Source organism: Paenibacillus sp. FSL R5-0470, from assembly GCF_037975205.1.
GTDB lineage: Bacteria > Bacillota > Bacilli > Paenibacillales > Paenibacillaceae > Paenibacillus_AQ.
In genome coordinates this window covers 4,931,168-4,950,058 of record NZ_CP150238.1, presented here as the reverse complement: position 1 = coordinate 4,950,058, position 18,891 = coordinate 4,931,168, and the positions used below count along the sequence as shown (strand labels likewise).

Sequence of the window (18,891 nt, the reverse complement as noted above, 5' to 3'; positions counted from 1 at the left end):
AGAGCCGCTACCTTGTCTAATATCAATGCAGGAATAGCCTTAGCAGCAGGGGTAGCATCATTTATATCACCCTGCTGCTTACCGCTTTATCCCTCTTATTTATCGTATATTACCGGATTATCCGTTCAGCAATTGAAGTCAGGCAGCAATACCAAAGAGGTCCGTATACGCACAATAACCCATACATTGGCATTTATTTTAGGTTTTTCAGCGGTTTTTTACACCTTAGGATTTGGTGCAGGACTATTTGGACAATTTTTTAATGGACAGCGTGATCTGATCCGGCAATTATCGGCGATTTTGATTATTGTGATGGGATTATTTTTGCTTGGGATCTTTCAGCCGCAATTTCTACTTCGCGAACGTAAGCTTGATTTAAAATGGAAGCCGGCGGGTTATGTGGGATCCTTTATTTTTGGTATCGGTTTTTCAGCGGGCTGGTCTCCATGTATTGGACCGATTCTGACTGCGATTATCGCACTTTCCGCCAGTGAGCCTGGCACGTGGTTTACGTTAATTACGGCTTATAGCATAGGGTTCGCCTTGCCATTCTTTGTCTTAGCCTTCTTTCTTGGAGGAGCCAGACGTATCCTTAAATATTCAAATGTGCTCATGAAGATTGGTGGCGTTCTCATGGTATTTATGGGTGTTCTGCTCTTTACAGATCAAATGTTTCGGATCACAGTTTGGCTACAGGGAATTACACCAGATTGGCTCATTTTTTAAGTGAAATAATCAATTCCTGCTTCTGGAAAATGTTCGAATATCCGCTCTGTGATAAACTCTCGCAGGGCGGTTTGCTGTTCATCTGGATAGACATATTTATTTTGTCCCCAGCGTCCCCATTTCTTCTTACGCTTCTCCATGTCCATTTCTAGCTTGGATTTGGGGTAGCGCTTCTCTATAACCGTCTTAGCGGTTTTGGTGAATCGATGCTGAATCATTTCGAAGGTTAGTCCTTTTCCGATTTCAGGGGGAAGGGTCTGGGCTAACTTGGCCAGTAGCTCAGCATAACCTTCTTGCCAGCCGTCATACCAAATAATTGGAGCAATGATAAAGCCAAGTGGATAACCCGCCCGTGCTACCTTTCCAGCGGCTTCAATACGCTCCTCAAAGCGGGAGGTGGCAGGCTCGAAATTTTTGATTACATAATCTGCGTTGACGCTGAAGCGAACTCGGGTATGTCCGTTATGCTCCAAAGCAAGCAGTGGTTCAACATGTTGGTATTTGGTCACAAAGCGCAGACGGCCAAGGGGTTCTTTTGCCATAAATGTAATTAGTTCTGCCAGAGAGCCGGTAATATGCTCAAGTCCTAAAGGATCTGATGTGCAGGCAGCTTCAAAAGTGGTGATTTCTGGATTGCGCTCCTCAATATATTTTTTGGCAGCATCTATAATGTCACCTGTGTTTACATATACGCGAATGTAGGGCTTTGCTCCTAAGGTAGTCTGCAAATAGCAATAATGGCAGTGCCCCATACAGCCGGTGGCAATGGGAATAGCATAATCAGCCGATGGCTTGGATTGGTCAAATTTCAAAGTTTTGCGTAGGCCGACAACAAGCGTTCTTTTGGCAATTTTATATTGCTCGACCTCAGTTTCACCAGGGAAATTCATAATACGATTATGTGATGTGGTCATACGATAAGGGATATTGTTAGCCTTTACCCATTCCATTATTTTTTCACCTTTAGGGTAATTTAAAGCATTCGGTTCGAAGAAAACAAGCTCTGGAAGAAAAAGTGCAGTAGGTTTTCTGGGTCTTTTTACAGTAGAGGGCTCTGGCGTCACTATAGTCATAAATTCACGCTCCTTTTGAATGACGAGTATGTTTATTATGTCTAACTCAGCCCCAATAGAAGCATGGTAAACATGTGCAACTCATCTGTAAGTTCCTTTGAAGGACTTGCCAAGGTGCGTTAGAAACATGTATCATTGTTAGAGCAAGGTTTGGCCCGGCGCCATGCTCATTATAGAAAAGAGGTAAAGTTTAATGCCAACACCCAGCATGGAGGATTATTTGGAGCGCATATACAAGCTCATAGATGAGAAAGGTTATGCGCGGGTCTCGGATATTGCCGAGGGACTGGAAGTACACCCCTCCTCTGTGACCAAGATGATCCAAAAACTGGATAAGGACGAATATCTCATCTATGAGAAATATCGTGGGCTTGTCCTAACCAACAAAGGGAAAAAAGTAGGAAAACGTCTGGTTGATCGCCATCAACTATTGGAGGAATTCCTCGGATTGATCGGAGTACAGCAGGAATACATTTATAATGATGTTGAAGGAATCGAGCATCACTTAAGTTGGGATTCGATTACGCGTATTGAAACATTGGTAGAATATTTCCGCCGCGATGAAGAACGTGTACAGACTTTATATGCGATTCACAACGAACTGACAAGCGATTCTTGAAATGTTTTTCCCGAAACGGATACTGTCCTAAAAGTTATGCGCAGCAAGGCTTTCGTGAGCATAATCAGTGGATAGTATAGCCGTTTCTATTTTGTTTAGTGCAACCTTTCCCAGTTTTTAGCGTCAAAACGGATACAGTCCTTTTAAAAATATAAGAGAGTATGAGTTTTATTCGGTACTTCTTATATTTTTTGCAGAGACAGATACCCCCTTTTTAGAAGGAGGCATTCTCTCATCTGCTTGAAGGATTTATCCGTTTTTTCTTATTTTTTGGATACATATTTTTTAGATTTGGGGAGGAATTATGAATTATCGTAAATGGATGTTGAGCTTGTTAGTACTTATGTTGTTTCTGCCTTTATGGTCTCCTGGTGCACGCGCGGCAGCGGTGCAAATTACGATTGAACTGGATGGAGAGGCGCTGGTTAGTGATGTGCCTCCGTATATCACAACTTCCAATGTAACGATGGTGCCAATAAGTGTGATCAGTAAAGGATTAAATGCCGGCGTAGTATGGAATCAAAATAGTAAGACTGTAACGATCACTCAAGGAGATACGGTTCTCAAGCTGACCAGTGGCCTGAAAAACGCATGGGTAAACGATACTTCGGTAGCGCTGGATACATCCGTGCAGATTAAGCAGGGGCGGGTAATGGTACCCATTCGTTTTGTAAGTGAGCAATTGGGACTGCAGGTGTTATGGGATCAGGTTAATAAGCATATTTCCTTGATCTCCAACACTGAACCACCACAATCTGTCGATCCAGAAAAACCAACGACACCAACGACACCAACAGTGCCGACGTTACCGACTATCCCTGGTGGATCGACTGGTAAGGAGATGAAGGGGGCTTGGATCTCTACCGTATTCAACCTGGACTGGCCTTCAACGTCTTCGGCAGGAAATGAAGCGAAACAAAAGCAGGAGTTTGATAATTTGTTAGACAAGCTAAAGGCTGTTGGCTTTAATGCTGTATTTGTTCAGGTTAGACCTTCAGCAGATAGTCTGTATCCATCGACTTTAGTTCCTTGGTCTAAGGTATTGACGGGTACACAAGGAAAGAATCCGGGATATGATCCTCTAAGCTATATGGTCAGTGCTGCGCATTCCCGCGGCATGCAGTTTCATGCTTGGTTCAACCCATTCCGTGCAACGACGGATGCTTCCACCTCAGCGTTAGCAAGTAACCATGTGGCAAAAGAACATCCAGAATGGATTGTGAATGCCGATGGTAAGAAATACATTAATCCAGGTATTCCGGAGGCTCGCCAACATATCATCGACACGGTGATGGAAGTGGTTAAAGGTTACGATATCGATGGTGTCCATTTGGATGATTACTTTTATCCTTCAAATGTTACTTTTGCCGATGATGCTGCTTATTCTACCTATAATACGAAAAAGCTTTCTAAAGCTGATTGGCGCCGAGATAATATTAATGAATTTGTCCGTCAGTTGGGAGAACAGATTCATAAGGTGAAGCCAAAGGCTTCTTATGGAATCAGTCCTTTTGGAGTATGGCGAAATATTAAAAATGATAGTACAGGTTCGGACACGACTGCAGGGGTATCTGCTTATGACAGCATGTATGCGGATGTTCGGACATGGATTAAGCAGGGCTGGATTGATTATGTCGCTCCGCAAATTTATTGGAGTTTGTCCTTTAGCACAGCTCGTTATGACAAGTTAGTAGATTGGTGGGTAAAAGAAGTCGAGAATACGAATGTTAAACTCTACATCGGGTTAGCTGGTTATAAGGTCGGAGCCAGTGATCAAAAGGCTGAATGGCAAAGTGGAGATCAAATTATTAATCAGCTCAAATATAATGAGAAGTACGAAGAGGTTGCAGGTAGTATTATGTTTAGAGCGAATGACGTCGTAGTCCGCAATCCGTTCGGATTGTCGAGCTTACTGACCTTTTATTTTAAATCCTAATAGTTTAGCTGTTATTCATAAGGAGTCATGAATGTTCCCCTGTGCTCATAGATAAGCAATAGAATCTATGGGAAACGGGGGATTTTTGTGTATGGAGATTAACGCAGTATTTGAAGGAGGAGGCGTAAAGGGGATTTCTCTTGCGGGAGCAGTTGAAGCTACAGAAAGGGCAGGCTGGACTTTTAAAAGGGTAGCAGGAACCTCCTCAGGTTCGATTGTAGCCACTTTACTAGCAGCGGGCTATGAAGGGGAGGAAATGTGTCGGATAATCCAAGGAACATCCTTTTCATCGTTTCTGAAGCGAGGTCCCGTTTATAATACGGCTATCGTTGGTCCTGCGCTGCGAGTGTTATTGAAGAAAGGATTATATTCTGGAGAAGCCTTGGAATCCTGGATAAGAGCATTATTACTGAAAAAGGGGATCATCACCTTCCGTGATCTGCCTGCCGGTAAATTATCTATCATCGCATCCGATATCACAAATGGAAGGATATTGGTCTTGCCAGATGGCTTGGAGCAGTATGGGATCTCTCCGGAGCATTTTGAAGTGGCCAAGGCAGTGCGAATGAGCTGCAGCATTCCTTATTTTTTTGATCCTGTGATGTTAAGACTAAACGGGCAGGCAGCAAGAGGGAAATCCTTTGCCGAGCAGTTTGTGTATGTTGTAGATGGTGGGCTCTTGAGTAATTTTCCTTTGTGGCTATTTGACAGCAAGAATAATGGGAGCAAACAACCTGGGAGCAGAATTCCTACGGTAGGTTATCAAACGGTAGGTAAGACCGATCCACAGCCGCATAAAATTAGAGGGCCATTCAGTATGCTCCAAGCTATGGTAACCACCATGCTCTCTGCTCATGATGAGAAGTTTATTGAAGGGGATAAATTTGTTCGTACGGTAAAAATTCCTACGCTTGGGATTGGGACGACTCAATTTGAAATTACAAAAGCGCAAAGCGATGAAATGTATGCTGCTGGACTTAAAGCAGGAGAAGATTTCTTTAAGGAGTGGCGACCAAGATAACGAATATGATAATAACCATATGAGAAAAAAGCATCCCGCACGTTACTTAAAACGTGGAGATGCTTTTTGGAGTTCTTATGAAGTTAGTGATACTTCGGAAGCTGATCGTCATTTTTCCCTTTACTTCCTTCGATCACTTGGAAAGGATAGCTTTTGCGTTTGCCTGGTGCAGATTGAGTCTTGCGAATTCCTGCTACCTTTGACATGGTTTTCTGGGAAGGCTTCACTTTAACCTTAGATCCACTGCTGCTACGAGCGTATTTGCCTGGTCCCATTTTTTTGTAAGCATAATAAATGATTGCTAACAGTACTAGGGGGAGAATCAGCTTCGACAGCGTAAAGAAGGGCTCAGTCAAGACTCCAATCACAAAACCGAAAATCGCAAGCGTAACCGTAATCCAAAAAATTAAAGCATGCCTGATCATAGATCACTCATCCTTTCGCAGGATCCAATATGCCGCCTGACACACTTGCCTCCGAATATCCTCTTGCTTCAATCGCAGCATCAAGCTCACGCATACGGTTAAAAGAGGCAATAGATACTTCTACCTGATCGTCTTTTGGCTCTTTGGTTGTAAGGAGTTGCAGCCACAATCCAGGGTAACCCAGATATTTAAGGCCTGGTACTTCTCTTACCGCATTGGTTCCCTTTAGAACTTCGAACGATACACCAATTACGACTGGCAACAAGATAATCCGCTGGATCACTCGTTCCCAAAGATTATCCCATGGGACTACGGAGTAAATAATCACACCGAGGATAATCGTCAGCATCATAAAGCTACTTCCACAGCGGTAATGCAGACGGCTGTATTTCTGAACGTTCTGAACAGTCAGTTCTTCGCCTGCTTCAAAAGCGCTGATGACTTTATGTTCGGCGCCGTGATACTGGAACAGTCGCTTGATCACAGGTGTTTGAGAAATCGCCCATAAATAGACCAGCAAGAGAATCATTTTGATGCCGCCTTCTATGAGGTTGTGCAGTACGTAGTTATCAAATACATTTTTAAATAAAAAATCCTCTACAAATACCGGAACAAGCGTAAAAATGAGCTTTCCGAACAAGAAGGAGAGAATACCCATTACAGCAACCCCAAAAATCATTCCAAGGCTCCAGCCCTCATCCTTTTTCTTCGGCTTCGCTTTTTCCTTCTCAATATCTTCTGGTTCCAACTCATCTTCAGCGTAGGATTCGGCTGAATAGTTCAAGTGCTTAGAGCCTTTAGCGCTGGCATCTATTATACTGACAAGGCCGCGAAGCAGCGGAATCTTGCGCAGTTTCGTGACCCAGCTCTTATCGCTTTTGGGTACTTCTAAAAATGTGATTTCCTGATTCTTGCGTCGCACGGCTGTTACATTGATATGCTTACCGCCGAACATGACGCCTTCAATGACGGCTTGGCCGCCGTAACTGGGAGTTTCCTGGGACAACCAATTCACCTTCTCGTATTTAATATGATTTATATAATACATTGTAACTAATTTTTGAAGACATTACTAGTTGGATCGCCTTTTGCTGTACATACTATCTTCTAGAGAGAACGAGAGATAAATTGGCATTGAAAATAAAGAAAGCGAGGCAATTTCATGAGCAAATCTCATCAACAACAATCGGGGCATACAAATATTTGGCTTTTTGCACTCGAATTAGGTTTTTTTGCAGGATTAATTTGGGGTGGACTTCATTGGCTAGTCTATTGGTTCAGTTTTACCAAAGTAAGCCCTGGCTTTATCGCAGAGCCTTTTTTCAGGCATGCGTTTTTGACAACAGCATTTGGACATTTCGTGGGATATATGATGTTTATTGTATTTTCGGTCATCGCCTCCATGCTGTATGTACTGCTTCTCCGCAAGCTGAAGGGACCTTGGCCAGGCCTGGTCTACGGCGTTTTATGGTGGGCGATTATATTTATTCCTGGTTCGCAGATGTTTCTTATGCAGCCCCCATTCAAGCTGCCGTGGAACACTGTCATTAGTGAGTTCTGCATTTTTCTGCTATGGGGAATGTTCATTGGATATACAGCAGCGATCGAGTATACGGACGAACGGAAGCGTGAGCAAAGTACAGCGCTTGCCTAACGGCGCGAAAAAACTTCTCAAGGGGATATCCCTATGTTAAAATACAATGTGGCTATTTCGAGAGGAGAATGAAAATGGGTAACAAGCGTGTCTCCAAGCTGCGTAAGGTTTTGCAGGATCAAGGATTGGATGCAATGTTGATAACTAGCGGTTATAACCGCCGCTATTTAAGTGGATTTACCGGATCGTCCGGTTATGTACTGGTGACAAGTGATGATTGTTATCTGCTGACTGACTTCAGGTATATGACACAGGCCGCGGACCAAGCAATGGGGGTTAAAGTTGTAGAACATACAACTAAGTTCATTGATACAGTTCGCGAGCTTCTGCCTTCTGGTAAAGAGGTACGTATCGGTTTCGAACAGGATGATGTTTCATTCAGCGCGTACACCTCATATGCAGAAGCACTTAAGCCGGCAGTGTTAGTTCCAATTTCCAAAGCTGTGGAAGACCTTCGTATGTTCAAGGATGAGGAAGAGCTTGCCGTTATGCAACGTGCAGCAGATCTTGCCGATGCTACATTCAGTCATATTCTGAACGTGATCAAGCCGGGCATGACTGAGCGCGATGTTGATTTGGAAATGGAATTTTATATGCGTACCCATGGTGCAACTTCTTCATCGTTTGATACGATTGTTGCTTCAGGTGAACGCTCGTCCATGCCACACGGCGTAGCAAGCAGCCGTGTAATTCAAGGCAATGAATTCATTACCCTTGATTTCGGTGCATTACTTGATGGCTATTGCTCAGATGTGACAAGAACTATCGCACTCGGAGCACCGGATCCGAAGCTGAAAGAGATCTATGATATTGTGCTGGAAGCTCAGCTACATACTTTAGCACATATCAAGCCGGGTATGACTGGACGGGAATGTGATGCCTTGGCACGTGATATCATTGCTAGCTACGGATATGGTGAACAATTTGGACACAGCACAGGCCATGGACTTGGAATGGAAGTTCATGAGTGGCCGCGTTTGTCCAAACTTAGCGACGATATTATGCAGCCGGGGATGGTAGTAACTGTGGAGCCTGGTATTTATTTGCCGGGAATTGGCGGAGTACGTATTGAAGACGACATTGTGATCACGGAGAGCGGAATATCACTGCTGACCCATTCGTCTAAAGAATATACAGTACTGTAAGTAAGTTTGATGTATTAGATTGATTATAAATTTTGGAGGGATTTTTAGTGATTTCAGTAAATGATTTTAAAACAGGTTTGACCGTAGAGGTAGAGGGAGATATTTTTACCGTTATTGATTTCCAACACGTTAAGCCAGGTAAAGGCGCAGCATTTGTTCGTTCCAAGCTTAAGAACTTGCGTAACGGTAATACAGTAGAGCGTACATTCCGTGCAGGTGAAACGATTGGCCGTGCTATTATCGAAAACCGTGGTGTACAATATCTCTATGCCAGTGGATCGGACCACGTTTTCATGGATAACGAAACTTATGACCAATTCGAATTGTCCGAAAAGCAATTGGAATGGGAATTGAATTTCCTTAAAGAGAACATGACTGTAAACATCGTTAGTTACAAAGGTGAGATTCTTGGGATCAACCTTCCTACCAGCGTAGAGTTGAAGGTTGTTGAAACTGAGCCTGGCGTTAAAGGAAACACGGCTCAAGGTGCCACGAAATCGGCCAAGCTTGAAACCGGACATAGTGTTCAGGTTCCATTGTTCATCAACGAAGAAGACATCTTGCTGGTTGATACTCGTGAAGGTAAATATATCTCCCGCGCGTAGGAAACAGAACAATAACCTAGATATTACCAGAAGAGCCTCCCCGTTTATACGGTGGAGGTTTTTTTATGAACAGTAACGGATAAAGATGCTGTGGAAGCCTACATTAAAATACTGGAAGTTGAGTAAAATAAGCACAGCTGAAGGGTTGATGCTGACCTTATCTTTTTTTTCACAGCGGGGAAATTTAATAAATTTTTTATGAAACCATTAACGCAAGGCACTGTTTTCGTATTATACTGATTTAAAGCGGGAAACCGATTAGAAGCAACTACATAGACCGATATGGGGAGTGAATGGGACTTTGTCACTTTATGTTATGAAATTCGGAGGCAGCTCCGTCGGCGACACTGAACGAATGAAACGCGTCGCCAAGCGCATCGCAGACAAGCAAGATGAGGGACATCGCTGCGTTGTGGTTGTATCTGCAATGGGGGATACAACAGATGATTTGATCGATACGGCGAAGCAACTAAACGGGCAGCCGCCCGCACGTGAAATGGATATGTTGATGACGACAGGTGAACAAATCTCCGTCGCTCTATTGTCCATTGCCCTGCATGGGATCGGGCGGAATGCAGTTTCTTATACAGGATGGCAGGCTGGATTCCGAACAGACGAAACTCACGGCAGAGCTCGTATCAATGAAATTGACCCGCGTCGTGTATTAGCGTCTTTGGAGCGTGAACAGATCGTGATCGTTGCAGGCTTTCAGGGAATGACTGTGGACGGTGAGATCACCACATTAGGCCGCGGTGGTTCGGACACTACAGCCGTAGCATTGGCTGCTGCTATTCAAGCAGATGTATGCGAGATCTATACCGATGTAGATGGTATTTACTCCACTGACCCACGTATCGTGAAGACGGCACGTAAGCTGAAGGAAATCTCTTACGATGAAATGCTGGAGCTTGCCAATCTGGGAGCAGCTGTATTACATCCACGTGCAGTGGAGTACGCTAAGCGTCATCAAGTTAAGCTGGTCGTTAGATCGAGCTTTAATCATAATGAAGGTACTGTTGTGAAGGAGGAAACAAGCATGGAGCAGGGAATCGTAGTTAGTGGTATTGCATTTGATAAGAATGTAGCACGTGTCAGTATTCTTGGAGTTCCTGATGTACCAGGTGTACTCGCTCAGGTCTTCGGCAAGCTTGCTGAAGAGGGCGTTAACGTAGATATCATCGTACAAAGTGGTGTACAGAATGAGCAGGCTGACTTCTCATTTACAGTTTCTCTTGATGAGCTGGATCGGGCGAAGGAAGTTATTAAAGAAATTCATAAAACTTTGCCTTATCGTGAAGTTACCTCCGAGGATAACCTGGTGAAGGTATCCATCGTTGGTGCTGGTATGGTCAGCCATCCAGGGGTAGCGGCTCAAATGTTTGATGTACTCTCCCAAGAGGGTGTAAGCATCAAGATGGTCAGCACTTCTGAGATCAAAGTATCTTGCGTCATTGAATCAGGCAATTTGCCATCAATCATACAGGCGCTTCATACCGCCTACAATCTTGATACAACTGAGCAAGCTTTCGTCGGAGGTCCTAAGGATCGCCGATAGGAGCTGCTGGGGAAATAAAAAGGGATGTTTACAGCTAAATGGCTGTAAGCATCTTTTTTTTATTGTTTAGGAAATTATACAATACAAAAAAATGTGGATAACTCCGAAGAAAGAGGAAGGAGGGGTGAACGTGAAGAAGCAGGAAACATGGAATAAACGAGGAGTCATCCGTCAGTTTCTAAAAACCGAGCGGACCTTATATCCTCCGAAATGCATGTTTTAGCCGAGCCTACGGACAAATGTATGCGAATAATCGAATACAATATGCCGCCGGTAACGTAAATGTGCCAATTGTATGCGAAAAATCGAATACAATGTGCCGTCGGTAGCGTAAACGAGCCAAATGTATGCGAAAAATCGAATACAATGTGCTGCCGGTAGCGTAAACGAGCCAAATGTATGCGAAAAATCGAATACAATGTGCCGCCGGTAACGTAAACGAGCCAAATGTATGCGAAAAATCGAATACAATGTGCCGCCGGTAACATAAACGAGCCAAATGTATGCGAAAAATCGAATACAATGTGCCGCCGGTAACATAAACGAGCCAAATGTATGCGAAAAATCGAATACAATGTGCCGCCGGTAAAGTAAACGAGCCAGCGCTGTTATTCGCCCCAGATCACCGGGAAGGGGTTTGTTATTAGGAATAAGTGCAATACGGTCCGTCCCTAATATATGTGCTCATTTCATCGAAATAAAGCCATTCGGTCCGTAAGCGGAACCTCACTACGAAGGTGCATATGGATACGAGTATGGAATTACGGATGTACTCAGCTTGTAACTCTACTCCAAGGACGACGTCAGGCGTTTTTCTTGTTAAGACTTATAAACCGAGTTTGTTGCGGTATTCCTGCGGTGTTATGCCATAATGCTTCTTGAATAGATGAATGAAATAGCTAGGTTTTTGATAGCCAAGCAAGGTTGAAATTTCATAGATTTTTTCAGGCGACTGCTCTAGCAAGAGAATTGCCTTCTCCATACGAATACGAAGCGTATATTCACTGATTCCTTCACCAGTTTCAAGCTTGTAAATCTTCGAGAGATATGAAGGATTCAGATATACGCTTGAAGATATAGTCTGTAGTGAAGCTGTACCAGGGTTCTGCGCGATGTAATCCTGTACCTTGCGGATAATGGAGTTTCGGGAATCCTTCTCCACACTGCTAACCGAGCGTCGGTAGCTGGCGATGACCCGTTCACTCCAGTTGCGTAGCTCATCGACTGTTTGCATAGGCTGCCCGCTAGTTACGGTATAGAAATCTTCACCGATCGTGTCAGCCAGCCATTTTTTGGTGCGATGAATAAGAGAAGAAATGGAGGAGGCAATGGCGAAATAAGCTTCAAGGATATGCTCCTGTGAGTCTCGCCATTCTTCTTCTAGCTCTTTCAGGATTGCTGCCAGCTTATCGTTGGCTGCTTCCCATTGGCCCATTTCCAGCAGCAATCCGAGAGTCGGCGTTAGGTAGAGTTCATTTAGCTGCTGCATTTCACCGCGGTTTGGTTCCTTGGCTAGTGAAATGAACAATTCGGTATCCCTTCCGATGAAATGCCTGAAACTCGCCAGTGAGGACTGATACATGGTCCGGATATCTTGCGGAAATTGGCCTCTTTTACTCGTTAGAACGGATATGCCTACCTTTAAGTAGGATTTAGCCGCACGTTGGAGCTGAAAGGCCTGTGTTTCAATCCAGACATCGAGTTCCTCTTCCTCGCTTATCTTTGTTGATTCAATCGTATTTGGAAGGGACTTGTCTGACAGCAAGCAGACGATAAATCCGTGCATATCTGTACAATGCCATAACGCCATACGGGGGCCGAACAGCTCAGCAGCAATGTTAGTCAGTGCATATTCAATGAGTGTCTCATCACTTTGATCGTACTCACCTTCTGTTGTGTCTATCCTCAGCAGCATCATGCTGTAGGAAGTGCCTCTGGCAATGGGAACTTCATACATTTGAAGTTTTTTGGAAAGTGGACCAATGGCCGGGTCCTGCTTGCCGGTAATCAGATCCCGCAGGAGATATTCCCGTAGCTTAGGCAGCTGTTCTCTAAGCGTATAATTAATTTTTTGAATCGAAATGATTTCTTGCCACTCTTGTTCAAGCTCGTCTAGTGCTTTGCGAACGGCGCTCATTAATTCTTCGTCTTCAACGGGTTTAAGGAGATAATCGCTGGATCTCAGCTTCAGCGCCTGCTTGGTATATTCAAAATCGGCAAAACCAGTGAGCAGAATGCATTTAGTATGTTTCCAGTTACGTCTGATTTCGGCAATGAGATCGAGCCCTGACATTCCCGGCATGCAGATATCAGTTACAACGACGTCGATCGAATGTTCATAGAGTAGTTCTAGTGCTTCACGTCCAGAGTAGGCTTTATGAACAATGTCGATGCCTATTTCGTGCCAGGGAAGCATATCAGCTAAATCATCTGCAAGGGCTGTCTGATCATCTATGATTAACAGTTGGTGCATTTCATGTTCCTCCTTGATGTAAGCCAGTTATGAAGCACTATCGTAATCTGACTGATTAGGCCAGTATAGCTGGGTTTCAACTCCGCCTTCCTCCCGCCTGATAATACGCAGCCCGGCTTCTTTCCCGAACTGCAGCTGTATTCGTTGCCTTGTATTCCATAAAGCACAGCCCTTATCTTCGACAGGAGGAAACGCAATCTGCCGCTGCAATGAGATAAGCTTTTCTTCCGTAAGACCAATCCCGTCATCCTGAACTGCGATAATATTATACTCTTCGGTGACATAGGCACTGATATGAATACTTCCGCAGCCTACCGGCTCTATCCCGTGCAATACGGCATTTTCAACTAGTGGCTGAAGGATAAGACGCGGCAGCTTAAGCCCTGCAAAGTCACTGGGGATATCAATCTCGTATTTTAAATCCTGAACTTTGATCGCCTGAATGGCGAGGTAGCTTTGAACCAAATCGATTTCCTCTTTCAGCTCGGCGGTTTGCCGCTCTGAGTAGGTCGTGTAGCGATAATATTTACTTAGATGCATCGTTAGCTGCATAACCGTCTCTTTCTCACCTAGACGTGTCAGACTGCGAATGAGTGTGAAGCAATTGTATAGGAAATGCGGATTAATCTGCGATTGCAGCTGCTTCAGGTTGGCGTCTCTTGAAGCTATCTGCTCCAGGTAAACATTCTGTATAAGCTGTTCAATCTGCGTGGCCATATCATTAAAGCTGACCAGTAGGAAGTGAAATTCATTATTTGGATGCAAGACATTGATCGTTGAGTAATCTCCACGTTTGACTCTGCGCACTCCACGAATAAGTTCACGAATAGGTACTTGAACGGTGTTGTATAGGAAGTACGCTGCGATAGTACTACCTACAAGCAAGAAGAAAATCGAGCTGTAGAATAAATAGCTGTTTGTTGTAATCGGCCGTACTACATCCTGAATTGGCAAATAATCCACCAGATATTGTCTGAGCTCCGGCATCCAGACGCAACTGACGGCGTATTCGCTTCCAGAGAGTGTAAGCCGTGTGAACGGATGTTTAGCGAGAACCTTCAGATCGATCTTTTCAATTAGCTCTTTCTGTAGCTTCTGATCCGCATCTATGGCTTGTATCACACTATGATCGGATGAAATAAAAAAAGGATCACCTTTGCCTCCTTTTTTAAAACGATCCAGTGCCTTGATCAAATCCGTGGCAGGAAAGCTCATTTCTACAATCAGCTTCGCCTGATCCAAGGAGGAATTAAATGGCTCGGTAATATGACGAACAAAGCGTTGCTGCCCACGATAGAAGGAGGGCACATCGGTCGTTATTTTCCAAGTCCGAGAAAAGTTGCGCCGTAGTTGGTTGTTGTCAAACACATTGGAAACATTGGAGGAAACAAAAGTTCGTGTGTCGGGGGCATAGATGCTAAGTGTTGTGTCCCAGGTTGAGGAAGCGATTACAAGTTTCAGCTTGTCATCAATTTTGAGCTTTTCATTAGTCTGCTCATACAGTGTCATAATTTCGATGAATTCGAGCGCGCGTACATTGATATCTTCGCTGAGGATGAGTCCGCCTTTTGAGAGTTGCGCAGCGACATTGTCAGTCTGCACGGCAAAGTATGTAAGGTCCTTATACATCGATTTCTCAATTTCGTCCGAGACCACACGCAGACTTGTCTGGTTGGAGAACCAATATAGTCCCACGAGCGGAATTAGCAGGATCAGGACCAAAGAGATGATTTTTGTAAATGTATTAAAGCGTGTGTTCATGCTTGCGACTCCTTCGCTTCATGAAAGTAAGGAAACAAAAAATCAGGCATTGTTCCAAAATTCTCGGCGCAGACGACCTTATAAGGCGATTGTATACTTACTATTGCAGGATGATGTTGCAGATGTCAATCCTAAAAAATGATGGTAGAGAGGATTATGGGGATGGAAACAGCAAAAAAGATGAATGTAAAAGGCACACTGGTCTCGCGGCCCTGGCTGAAAGGATTCCTAAAACGAACATGGCCACTGCATGTAATGTTGATACCTGCTGTTGTGCTACAGTTCATCTTCGGTTATTTGCCACTTGGGGGACTTGTGATCGCTTTCAAAGACTTCAAGCCTTATGACGGAATATGGGGATCAAAGTGGGTTGGACTTGAACATTTTCGCTTTATGTTTGAATACCCGGACAGTAAGAAAGTTATTGTTAATACCGTTCTGATCGCTGGTTTGAAAATTATATTGAATGTCATCGTGCCGTTTACATTTGCGCTTCTGTTGAATGAAGTCCGGCGAAATTCGGTCAAAAGAACGGTGCAAACGCTCGTATACTTACCTTATTTCATCTCTTGGGTATTTCTCGGAGGCATCTTGACGGATATGTTATCCGCTGACGGGATGATTAATTCCGTATTACAGAATTGGTTTGGCATTGAGCCTATCCTATTTCTAGCCAGCGGCAACTGGTTCCGTTTTATCGTAGTGGTGACCGATGTGTGGCAACAATTTGGGTATGGTACGATCGTCTATTTGGCAGCGTTAGCGGGTGTGAATCCGTCGCTATATGAAGCAGCTGAGGTAGATGGCGCGAACCGTTGGAGACAAACTTTAAGCGTAACGATTCCGTCGCTGGTACCTATCATCATTGTCGTTGCTACTTTGGCTATTGGTAATATACTTAACGCTGGTTTTGACCAAATCTTTAATATGTATAACCCGCTTGTATACGATAAAGGCGATATCATTGATACGTTTGTGTACCGAACCGGTATCTTAAATGGCCAGTATAGCTTTGCTACTGCTGTTGGCGTGTTTAAATCATTGGTTGGTTTTTTACTCATAGTGGTTGGTTACAGAGTGGCCTATAAATTGGCTGACTATAAAATATTCTAGGAGGTTCAGGGATGTATTACAAAACAAGAGGATACCAGTTGTTCACAATACTTAACTATTGCATTCTTGTCATAGCTGGACTGCTCTGTATCCTGCCGATTATTCATATTTTAGCGATTAGCTTCAGTGCAAGCGCACCGGCTAATGCTCATCTGGTCGGACTTTGGCCAGTCGATTTTAATATCGAATCCTACACCAAAACCTTGAACAATCCCAATTTCTTACGGGCATTTTTTATTTCAGTGGGTCGGACGATTCTTGGCACATTTATGACGATGAGCGTGATTACCCTTGCTGCTTATTCCTTATCGAAGGATTCGTCAGTACTCAAAAGCCGTAACATCTACGCTTGGTATTTTGTCTTCACGATGCTGTTCACAGGCGGGATGATCCCTTTATATATGGTCGTGCGGAATTTACACATGATGGACACGATCTGGGCGCTTGTGTTACCGGGTGCAGTGCAAGTATTTAATATGATTCTGCTCATGAATTTCTTCAAGGCGACGCCAAAAGAGCTGGAGGAGGCTGCGTTGATTGATGGAGCAGGACACTTTACCGTACTGTTCCGTGTGTATCTCCCATTGGCTATGGCTTCCATTGCCACATTGTCGTTGTTCTCAGTTGTCGGTAGCTGGAATGCATGGTTTGATGGTTTACTATATATAAATAATTACCGTAACTATCCGCTTGCCACATTTCTACAGACGGTTATTGTATCGCAGGACTTCAGTAAGTTGACAGCGAATCCTCGTGATCTGCTGAATATCTCTCAGCGGACAGTGAAAGCTGCACAGATTTTCATAGGCATGTTGCCAGTACTGTTGATTTATCCATTCCTACAGCGGTTTTTCGTGAAGGGGATAGTATTAGGAGCGATTAAAGAGTAATAGTAAAAAGATAAAAAAATTAGTATCAGCACCAAATATCGGGTATTTCCAAATTTTTCATCGAGAATTATAGTTTGATATGTAGAGCAGGGGGAAGCGCTCTCTCAATACGATCTAGGGGGAAAAGAAGAAAATGCAATACAAACGGATAAGCAACATATTACTGGCTTCGGTAATGGCGCTAAGTCTGGCGGCTTGCTCAAGTAATAATAACAACAGTCCGGCAGCTTCAAACGATGCGACAAAGAAAGAAAACAGCACTACTGATAATGCAGCACAGCCAAAAAGTAATGTTGACGAAACCGGTTGGGATGGCAGCAAATATGTTGAGCCAATCACACTTACGACGGTTAAGGCCATCGGTAATAACTATTACTATAAAACCGGCGAGAGTATGGAGAACAACGTTCTTAACACTTATATGAAAGATAATCTGGGCATTGATGTGAAATATGATTGGGTTGTCACCGACACCAACCAAGCCTATCAGACGAAGATTAGACTTATGTTGTCTTCAGGTGATAAAATGCCGGACGTGATTACTTACCGCGGCGATATGGAAACGGTCAATATGCTGATTGACTCCGGACAGTTCACAGATGTTGGTGGCTTGATCGACAAGTATGCTGGCGATGTATACAAGAAGGGTATGGAGCTGAATCCGGATACCTTGTTACCAGTAACACGCGATGGCAAAGTTATGGCGCTTCCGGTTCTGGATTACGCTTATAATGACGACATGGTTCTCTGGCTGCGTCAAGATTGGATGGATAAGCTGGGTCTGCAGGCTCCTAAGACACTTGCTGATTTTGAGAACATCATGGACGCTTTTGTAAACAAAGATCCTGATGGCAACGGTAAGAAAGACACTCTTGGTCTCGCAACCGGTTTTAAAAATACTTACTTGAACTGGATCGCTGATATCAGCTGGTTGTTCGGTGATTTCGGCACCATGCCAGAACAATGGAACAAAGGTGCAGATGGTACGCTGAGCTATGGCTCGATCGATCCAGGTGCGAAGCAAGCACTGTCTACACTGAAGACATGGATGGAAAAAGGCTATATCACTAAAGATGCAGGTCTTGTCGATGAAAATGGTGGTTACGAACAATTCACTAAAGGTCAAGCGGGTGCAATTGTAGGCCGCAACTGGCTTCCAGACTGGCCGTTTGGTGATCTGCTGAACAACGTACCTGGTGCAAAATACAAAGCTTATGCAATTCCTGCCGGTCCTGATGGCAAAATTGGTACACAAAGTGGTAACCCGTCTGTTAACGGATGGATGCTGATCAATAAAGATTCGAAGCATCAAGAAGCACTGCTGCGTTATTATAACTTCTTATTCGATAACTGGGCGAATCCACAAAAAGGTGGCATTTTCGAAAATGGCTTTGCTGAAGGTTATGACTATGCCAAGCAAGCAGATGGTACTGTAGTTAAAGACCCGGCGAAATATCCGGATCTATTCCCTGGCTATGGCGACCGGACACATTTAGTTGAACCGATCTACTACTCTCTTACCTTTGACGGTGCCCGTGAGCCGGGATTGTACGCAGAGACGATGAACAAACTGGCAAACGGTGGTACGCCTGAAACACCGTACGAGATCGCTACAGCTGCGGTTCGTAAACCGGAGAATATTGAAGCCATGAAGATCGTCTTGGAGCAAAAGGATATTCGTATGAAGAATTACTTCCAGGGACCTCTGACTGAAACCATGAAATCCAAAAATGAGCTATTAAAGAAATTGGTACTTCAAACGTACTCCAAGATCATTTACGGTCAATCCCCTATCGAAGAGTTCGATACGATGGTGGCCAACTGGAAGAAATCCGGCGGCGATGAAATTACTAAGGAAGTGAATGACTGGTATATTTCCGCTAGTAAAAAATAAG

At 44.0% G+C, this 18,891-nt stretch carries 16 protein-coding genes; 11 read left to right on the top strand and 5 right to left on the bottom strand.

The genetic code is table 11. The features are described 5' to 3' along the window. Positions 1-12: 12 nt before the first annotated feature. On the top strand, positions 13-726 hold the full coding sequence (locus tag MKY99_RS22000; RefSeq protein WP_042129852.1) for a cytochrome c biogenesis protein CcdA: 714 nt from the start codon (positions 13-15) through the stop codon (positions 724-726). Here MKY99_RS22000 and splB read toward each other — a convergent pair. After that, the gene (splB, locus tag MKY99_RS21995) at positions 723-1,799 is read right to left on the bottom strand and encodes a spore photoproduct lyase (protein WP_339266333.1); all 1,077 of its coding nucleotides are present in this window, start codon (positions 1,797-1,799) and stop codon (positions 723-725) included. The genes MKY99_RS22000 and splB overlap by 4 nt on opposite strands. Positions 1,800-1,992: 193 nt before the next feature. Here splB and mntR point away from each other — a divergent pair, with 193 nt between their 5' ends. The 3 genes from mntR to MKY99_RS21980 all read left to right on the top strand — a co-directional run bounded on the left by mntR (position 1,993) and on the right by MKY99_RS21980 (position 5,375). Beyond that, positions 1,993-2,418 (top strand): transcriptional regulator MntR, encoded by a 426-nt coding sequence (mntR, locus tag MKY99_RS21990; RefSeq protein WP_042190488.1) that lies wholly within the window; start codon positions 1,993-1,995, stop codon positions 2,416-2,418. Between the two features lie 304 nt (positions 2,419-2,722). Then, positions 2,723-4,354 carry a family 10 glycosylhydrolase gene (locus MKY99_RS21985; protein ID WP_339266331.1) on the top strand — a complete coding sequence of 544 codons (1,632 nt, stop codon included), beginning with the start codon at positions 2,723-2,725 and terminating at the stop codon, positions 4,352-4,354. Between the two features lie 91 nt (positions 4,355-4,445). Further along, positions 4,446-5,375, top strand: a complete 930-nt coding sequence (locus tag MKY99_RS21980; protein WP_339266329.1) for a patatin-like phospholipase family protein — start codon at positions 4,446-4,448, stop codon at positions 5,373-5,375. Positions 5,376-5,458: 83 nt separating this feature from the next. On the opposite strand, the gene MKY99_RS21975 is transcribed toward MKY99_RS21980, so the two are convergent. Both MKY99_RS21975 and MKY99_RS21970 read right to left on the bottom strand, forming a co-directional pair. Next, positions 5,459-5,800 carry a hypothetical protein gene (locus tag MKY99_RS21975; protein ID WP_339266327.1) on the bottom strand — a complete coding sequence of 114 codons (342 nt, stop codon included), beginning with the start codon at positions 5,798-5,800 and terminating at the stop codon, positions 5,459-5,461. A gap of 7 nt (positions 5,801-5,807) precedes the next feature. Beyond that, the gene (locus MKY99_RS21970) at positions 5,808-6,806 is read right to left on the bottom strand and encodes a DUF1385 domain-containing protein (RefSeq protein ID WP_076300854.1); all 999 of its coding nucleotides are present in this window, start codon (positions 6,804-6,806) and stop codon (positions 5,808-5,810) included. 156 nt (positions 6,807-6,962) lie between these two features. Between MKY99_RS21970 and MKY99_RS21965 the strand changes: the two genes are divergently transcribed. From MKY99_RS21965 to MKY99_RS21950, 4 genes are all read left to right on the top strand, one after another. Beyond that, positions 6,963-7,454, top strand: coding sequence for a YqhR family membrane protein (locus tag MKY99_RS21965; protein WP_076284474.1), 492 nt, complete (start codon positions 6,963-6,965; stop codon positions 7,452-7,454). A 74-nt stretch (positions 7,455-7,528) separates the two neighbouring features. Beyond that, a complete protein-coding gene (locus MKY99_RS21960) occupies positions 7,529-8,599 on the top strand; it encodes a Xaa-Pro peptidase family protein (protein WP_076300855.1) in 1,071 nt (356 codons plus the stop codon). A 47-nt stretch (positions 8,600-8,646) separates the two neighbouring features. Continuing rightward, a complete protein-coding gene (efp, locus tag MKY99_RS21955; protein WP_042190473.1) occupies positions 8,647-9,204 on the top strand; it encodes an elongation factor P in 558 nt (185 codons plus the stop codon). 301 nt (positions 9,205-9,505) lie between these two features. Then, positions 9,506-10,759: an aspartate kinase gene (locus MKY99_RS21950; RefSeq protein WP_042190470.1), complete on the top strand. Its 1,254-nt coding sequence runs from the start codon at positions 9,506-9,508 to the stop codon at positions 10,757-10,759. Positions 10,760-11,585: 826 nt separating this feature from the next. On the opposite strand, the gene MKY99_RS21945 is transcribed toward MKY99_RS21950, so the two are convergent. Continuing rightward, positions 11,586-13,232, bottom strand: coding sequence for a response regulator (locus MKY99_RS21945; RefSeq protein WP_339266324.1), 1,647 nt, complete (start codon positions 13,230-13,232; stop codon positions 11,586-11,588). 27 nt (positions 13,233-13,259) lie between these two features. Further along, entirely contained in the window at positions 13,260-14,993 is a 1,734-nt protein-coding gene (locus MKY99_RS21940) for a histidine kinase (protein ID WP_339266322.1), read from the bottom strand. A gap of 180 nt (positions 14,994-15,173) precedes the next feature. Here MKY99_RS21940 and MKY99_RS21935 point away from each other — a divergent pair, with 180 nt between their 5' ends. The 3 genes from MKY99_RS21935 to MKY99_RS21925 all read left to right on the top strand — a co-directional run bounded on the left by MKY99_RS21935 (position 15,174) and on the right by MKY99_RS21925 (position 18,890). Beyond that, complete coding sequence (locus tag MKY99_RS21935; protein ID WP_339271741.1) at positions 15,174-16,106, top strand: ABC transporter permease subunit; 933 nt, start codon at positions 15,174-15,176, stop codon at positions 16,104-16,106. Positions 16,107-16,117: 11 nt separating this feature from the next. Continuing rightward, a complete protein-coding gene (locus MKY99_RS21930; protein ID WP_283908428.1) occupies positions 16,118-16,996 on the top strand; it encodes a carbohydrate ABC transporter permease in 879 nt (292 codons plus the stop codon). 133 nt (positions 16,997-17,129) lie between these two features. Next, positions 17,130-18,890: an extracellular solute-binding protein gene (locus MKY99_RS21925; RefSeq protein WP_339266319.1), complete on the top strand. Its 1,761-nt coding sequence runs from the start codon at positions 17,130-17,132 to the stop codon at positions 18,888-18,890. Position 18,891 lies beyond the last annotated feature (1 nt).

Bases quoted from the DNA above. Each gene is read 5' to 3' on its own strand.
- MKY99_RS21925 (WP_339266319.1), top strand. From the start codon at position 17,130: ATGCAATACAAACGGATAAGCAACATATTACTGGCTTCGGTAATGGCG.
- MKY99_RS21965 (WP_076284474.1), top strand. From the start codon at position 6,963: ATGAGCAAATCTCATCAACAACAATCGGGGCATACAAATATTTGGCTT.
- MKY99_RS21940 (WP_339266322.1), bottom strand. From the start codon at position 14,993: ATGAACACACGCTTTAATACATTTACAAAAATCATCTCTTTGGTCCTG.
- splB (WP_339266333.1), bottom strand. From the start codon at position 1,799: ATGACTATAGTGACGCCAGAGCCCTCTACTGTAAAAAGACCCAGAAAA.
- MKY99_RS21945 (WP_339266324.1), bottom strand. From the start codon at position 13,232: ATGCACCAACTGTTAATCATAGATGATCAGACAGCCCTTGCAGATGAT.
- MKY99_RS21960 (WP_076300855.1), top strand. From the start codon at position 7,529: ATGGGTAACAAGCGTGTCTCCAAGCTGCGTAAGGTTTTGCAGGATCAA.
- MKY99_RS21975 (WP_339266327.1), bottom strand. From the start codon at position 5,800: ATGATCAGGCATGCTTTAATTTTTTGGATTACGGTTACGCTTGCGATT.
- MKY99_RS21980 (WP_339266329.1), top strand. From the start codon at position 4,446: ATGGAGATTAACGCAGTATTTGAAGGAGGAGGCGTAAAGGGGATTTCT.
- MKY99_RS21930 (WP_283908428.1), top strand. From the start codon at position 16,118: ATGTATTACAAAACAAGAGGATACCAGTTGTTCACAATACTTAACTAT.
- mntR (WP_042190488.1), top strand. From the start codon at position 1,993: ATGCCAACACCCAGCATGGAGGATTATTTGGAGCGCATATACAAGCTC.
- MKY99_RS21985 (WP_339266331.1), top strand. From the start codon at position 2,723: ATGAATTATCGTAAATGGATGTTGAGCTTGTTAGTACTTATGTTGTTT.
- MKY99_RS21935 (WP_339271741.1), top strand. From the start codon at position 15,174: ATGAATGTAAAAGGCACACTGGTCTCGCGGCCCTGGCTGAAAGGATTC.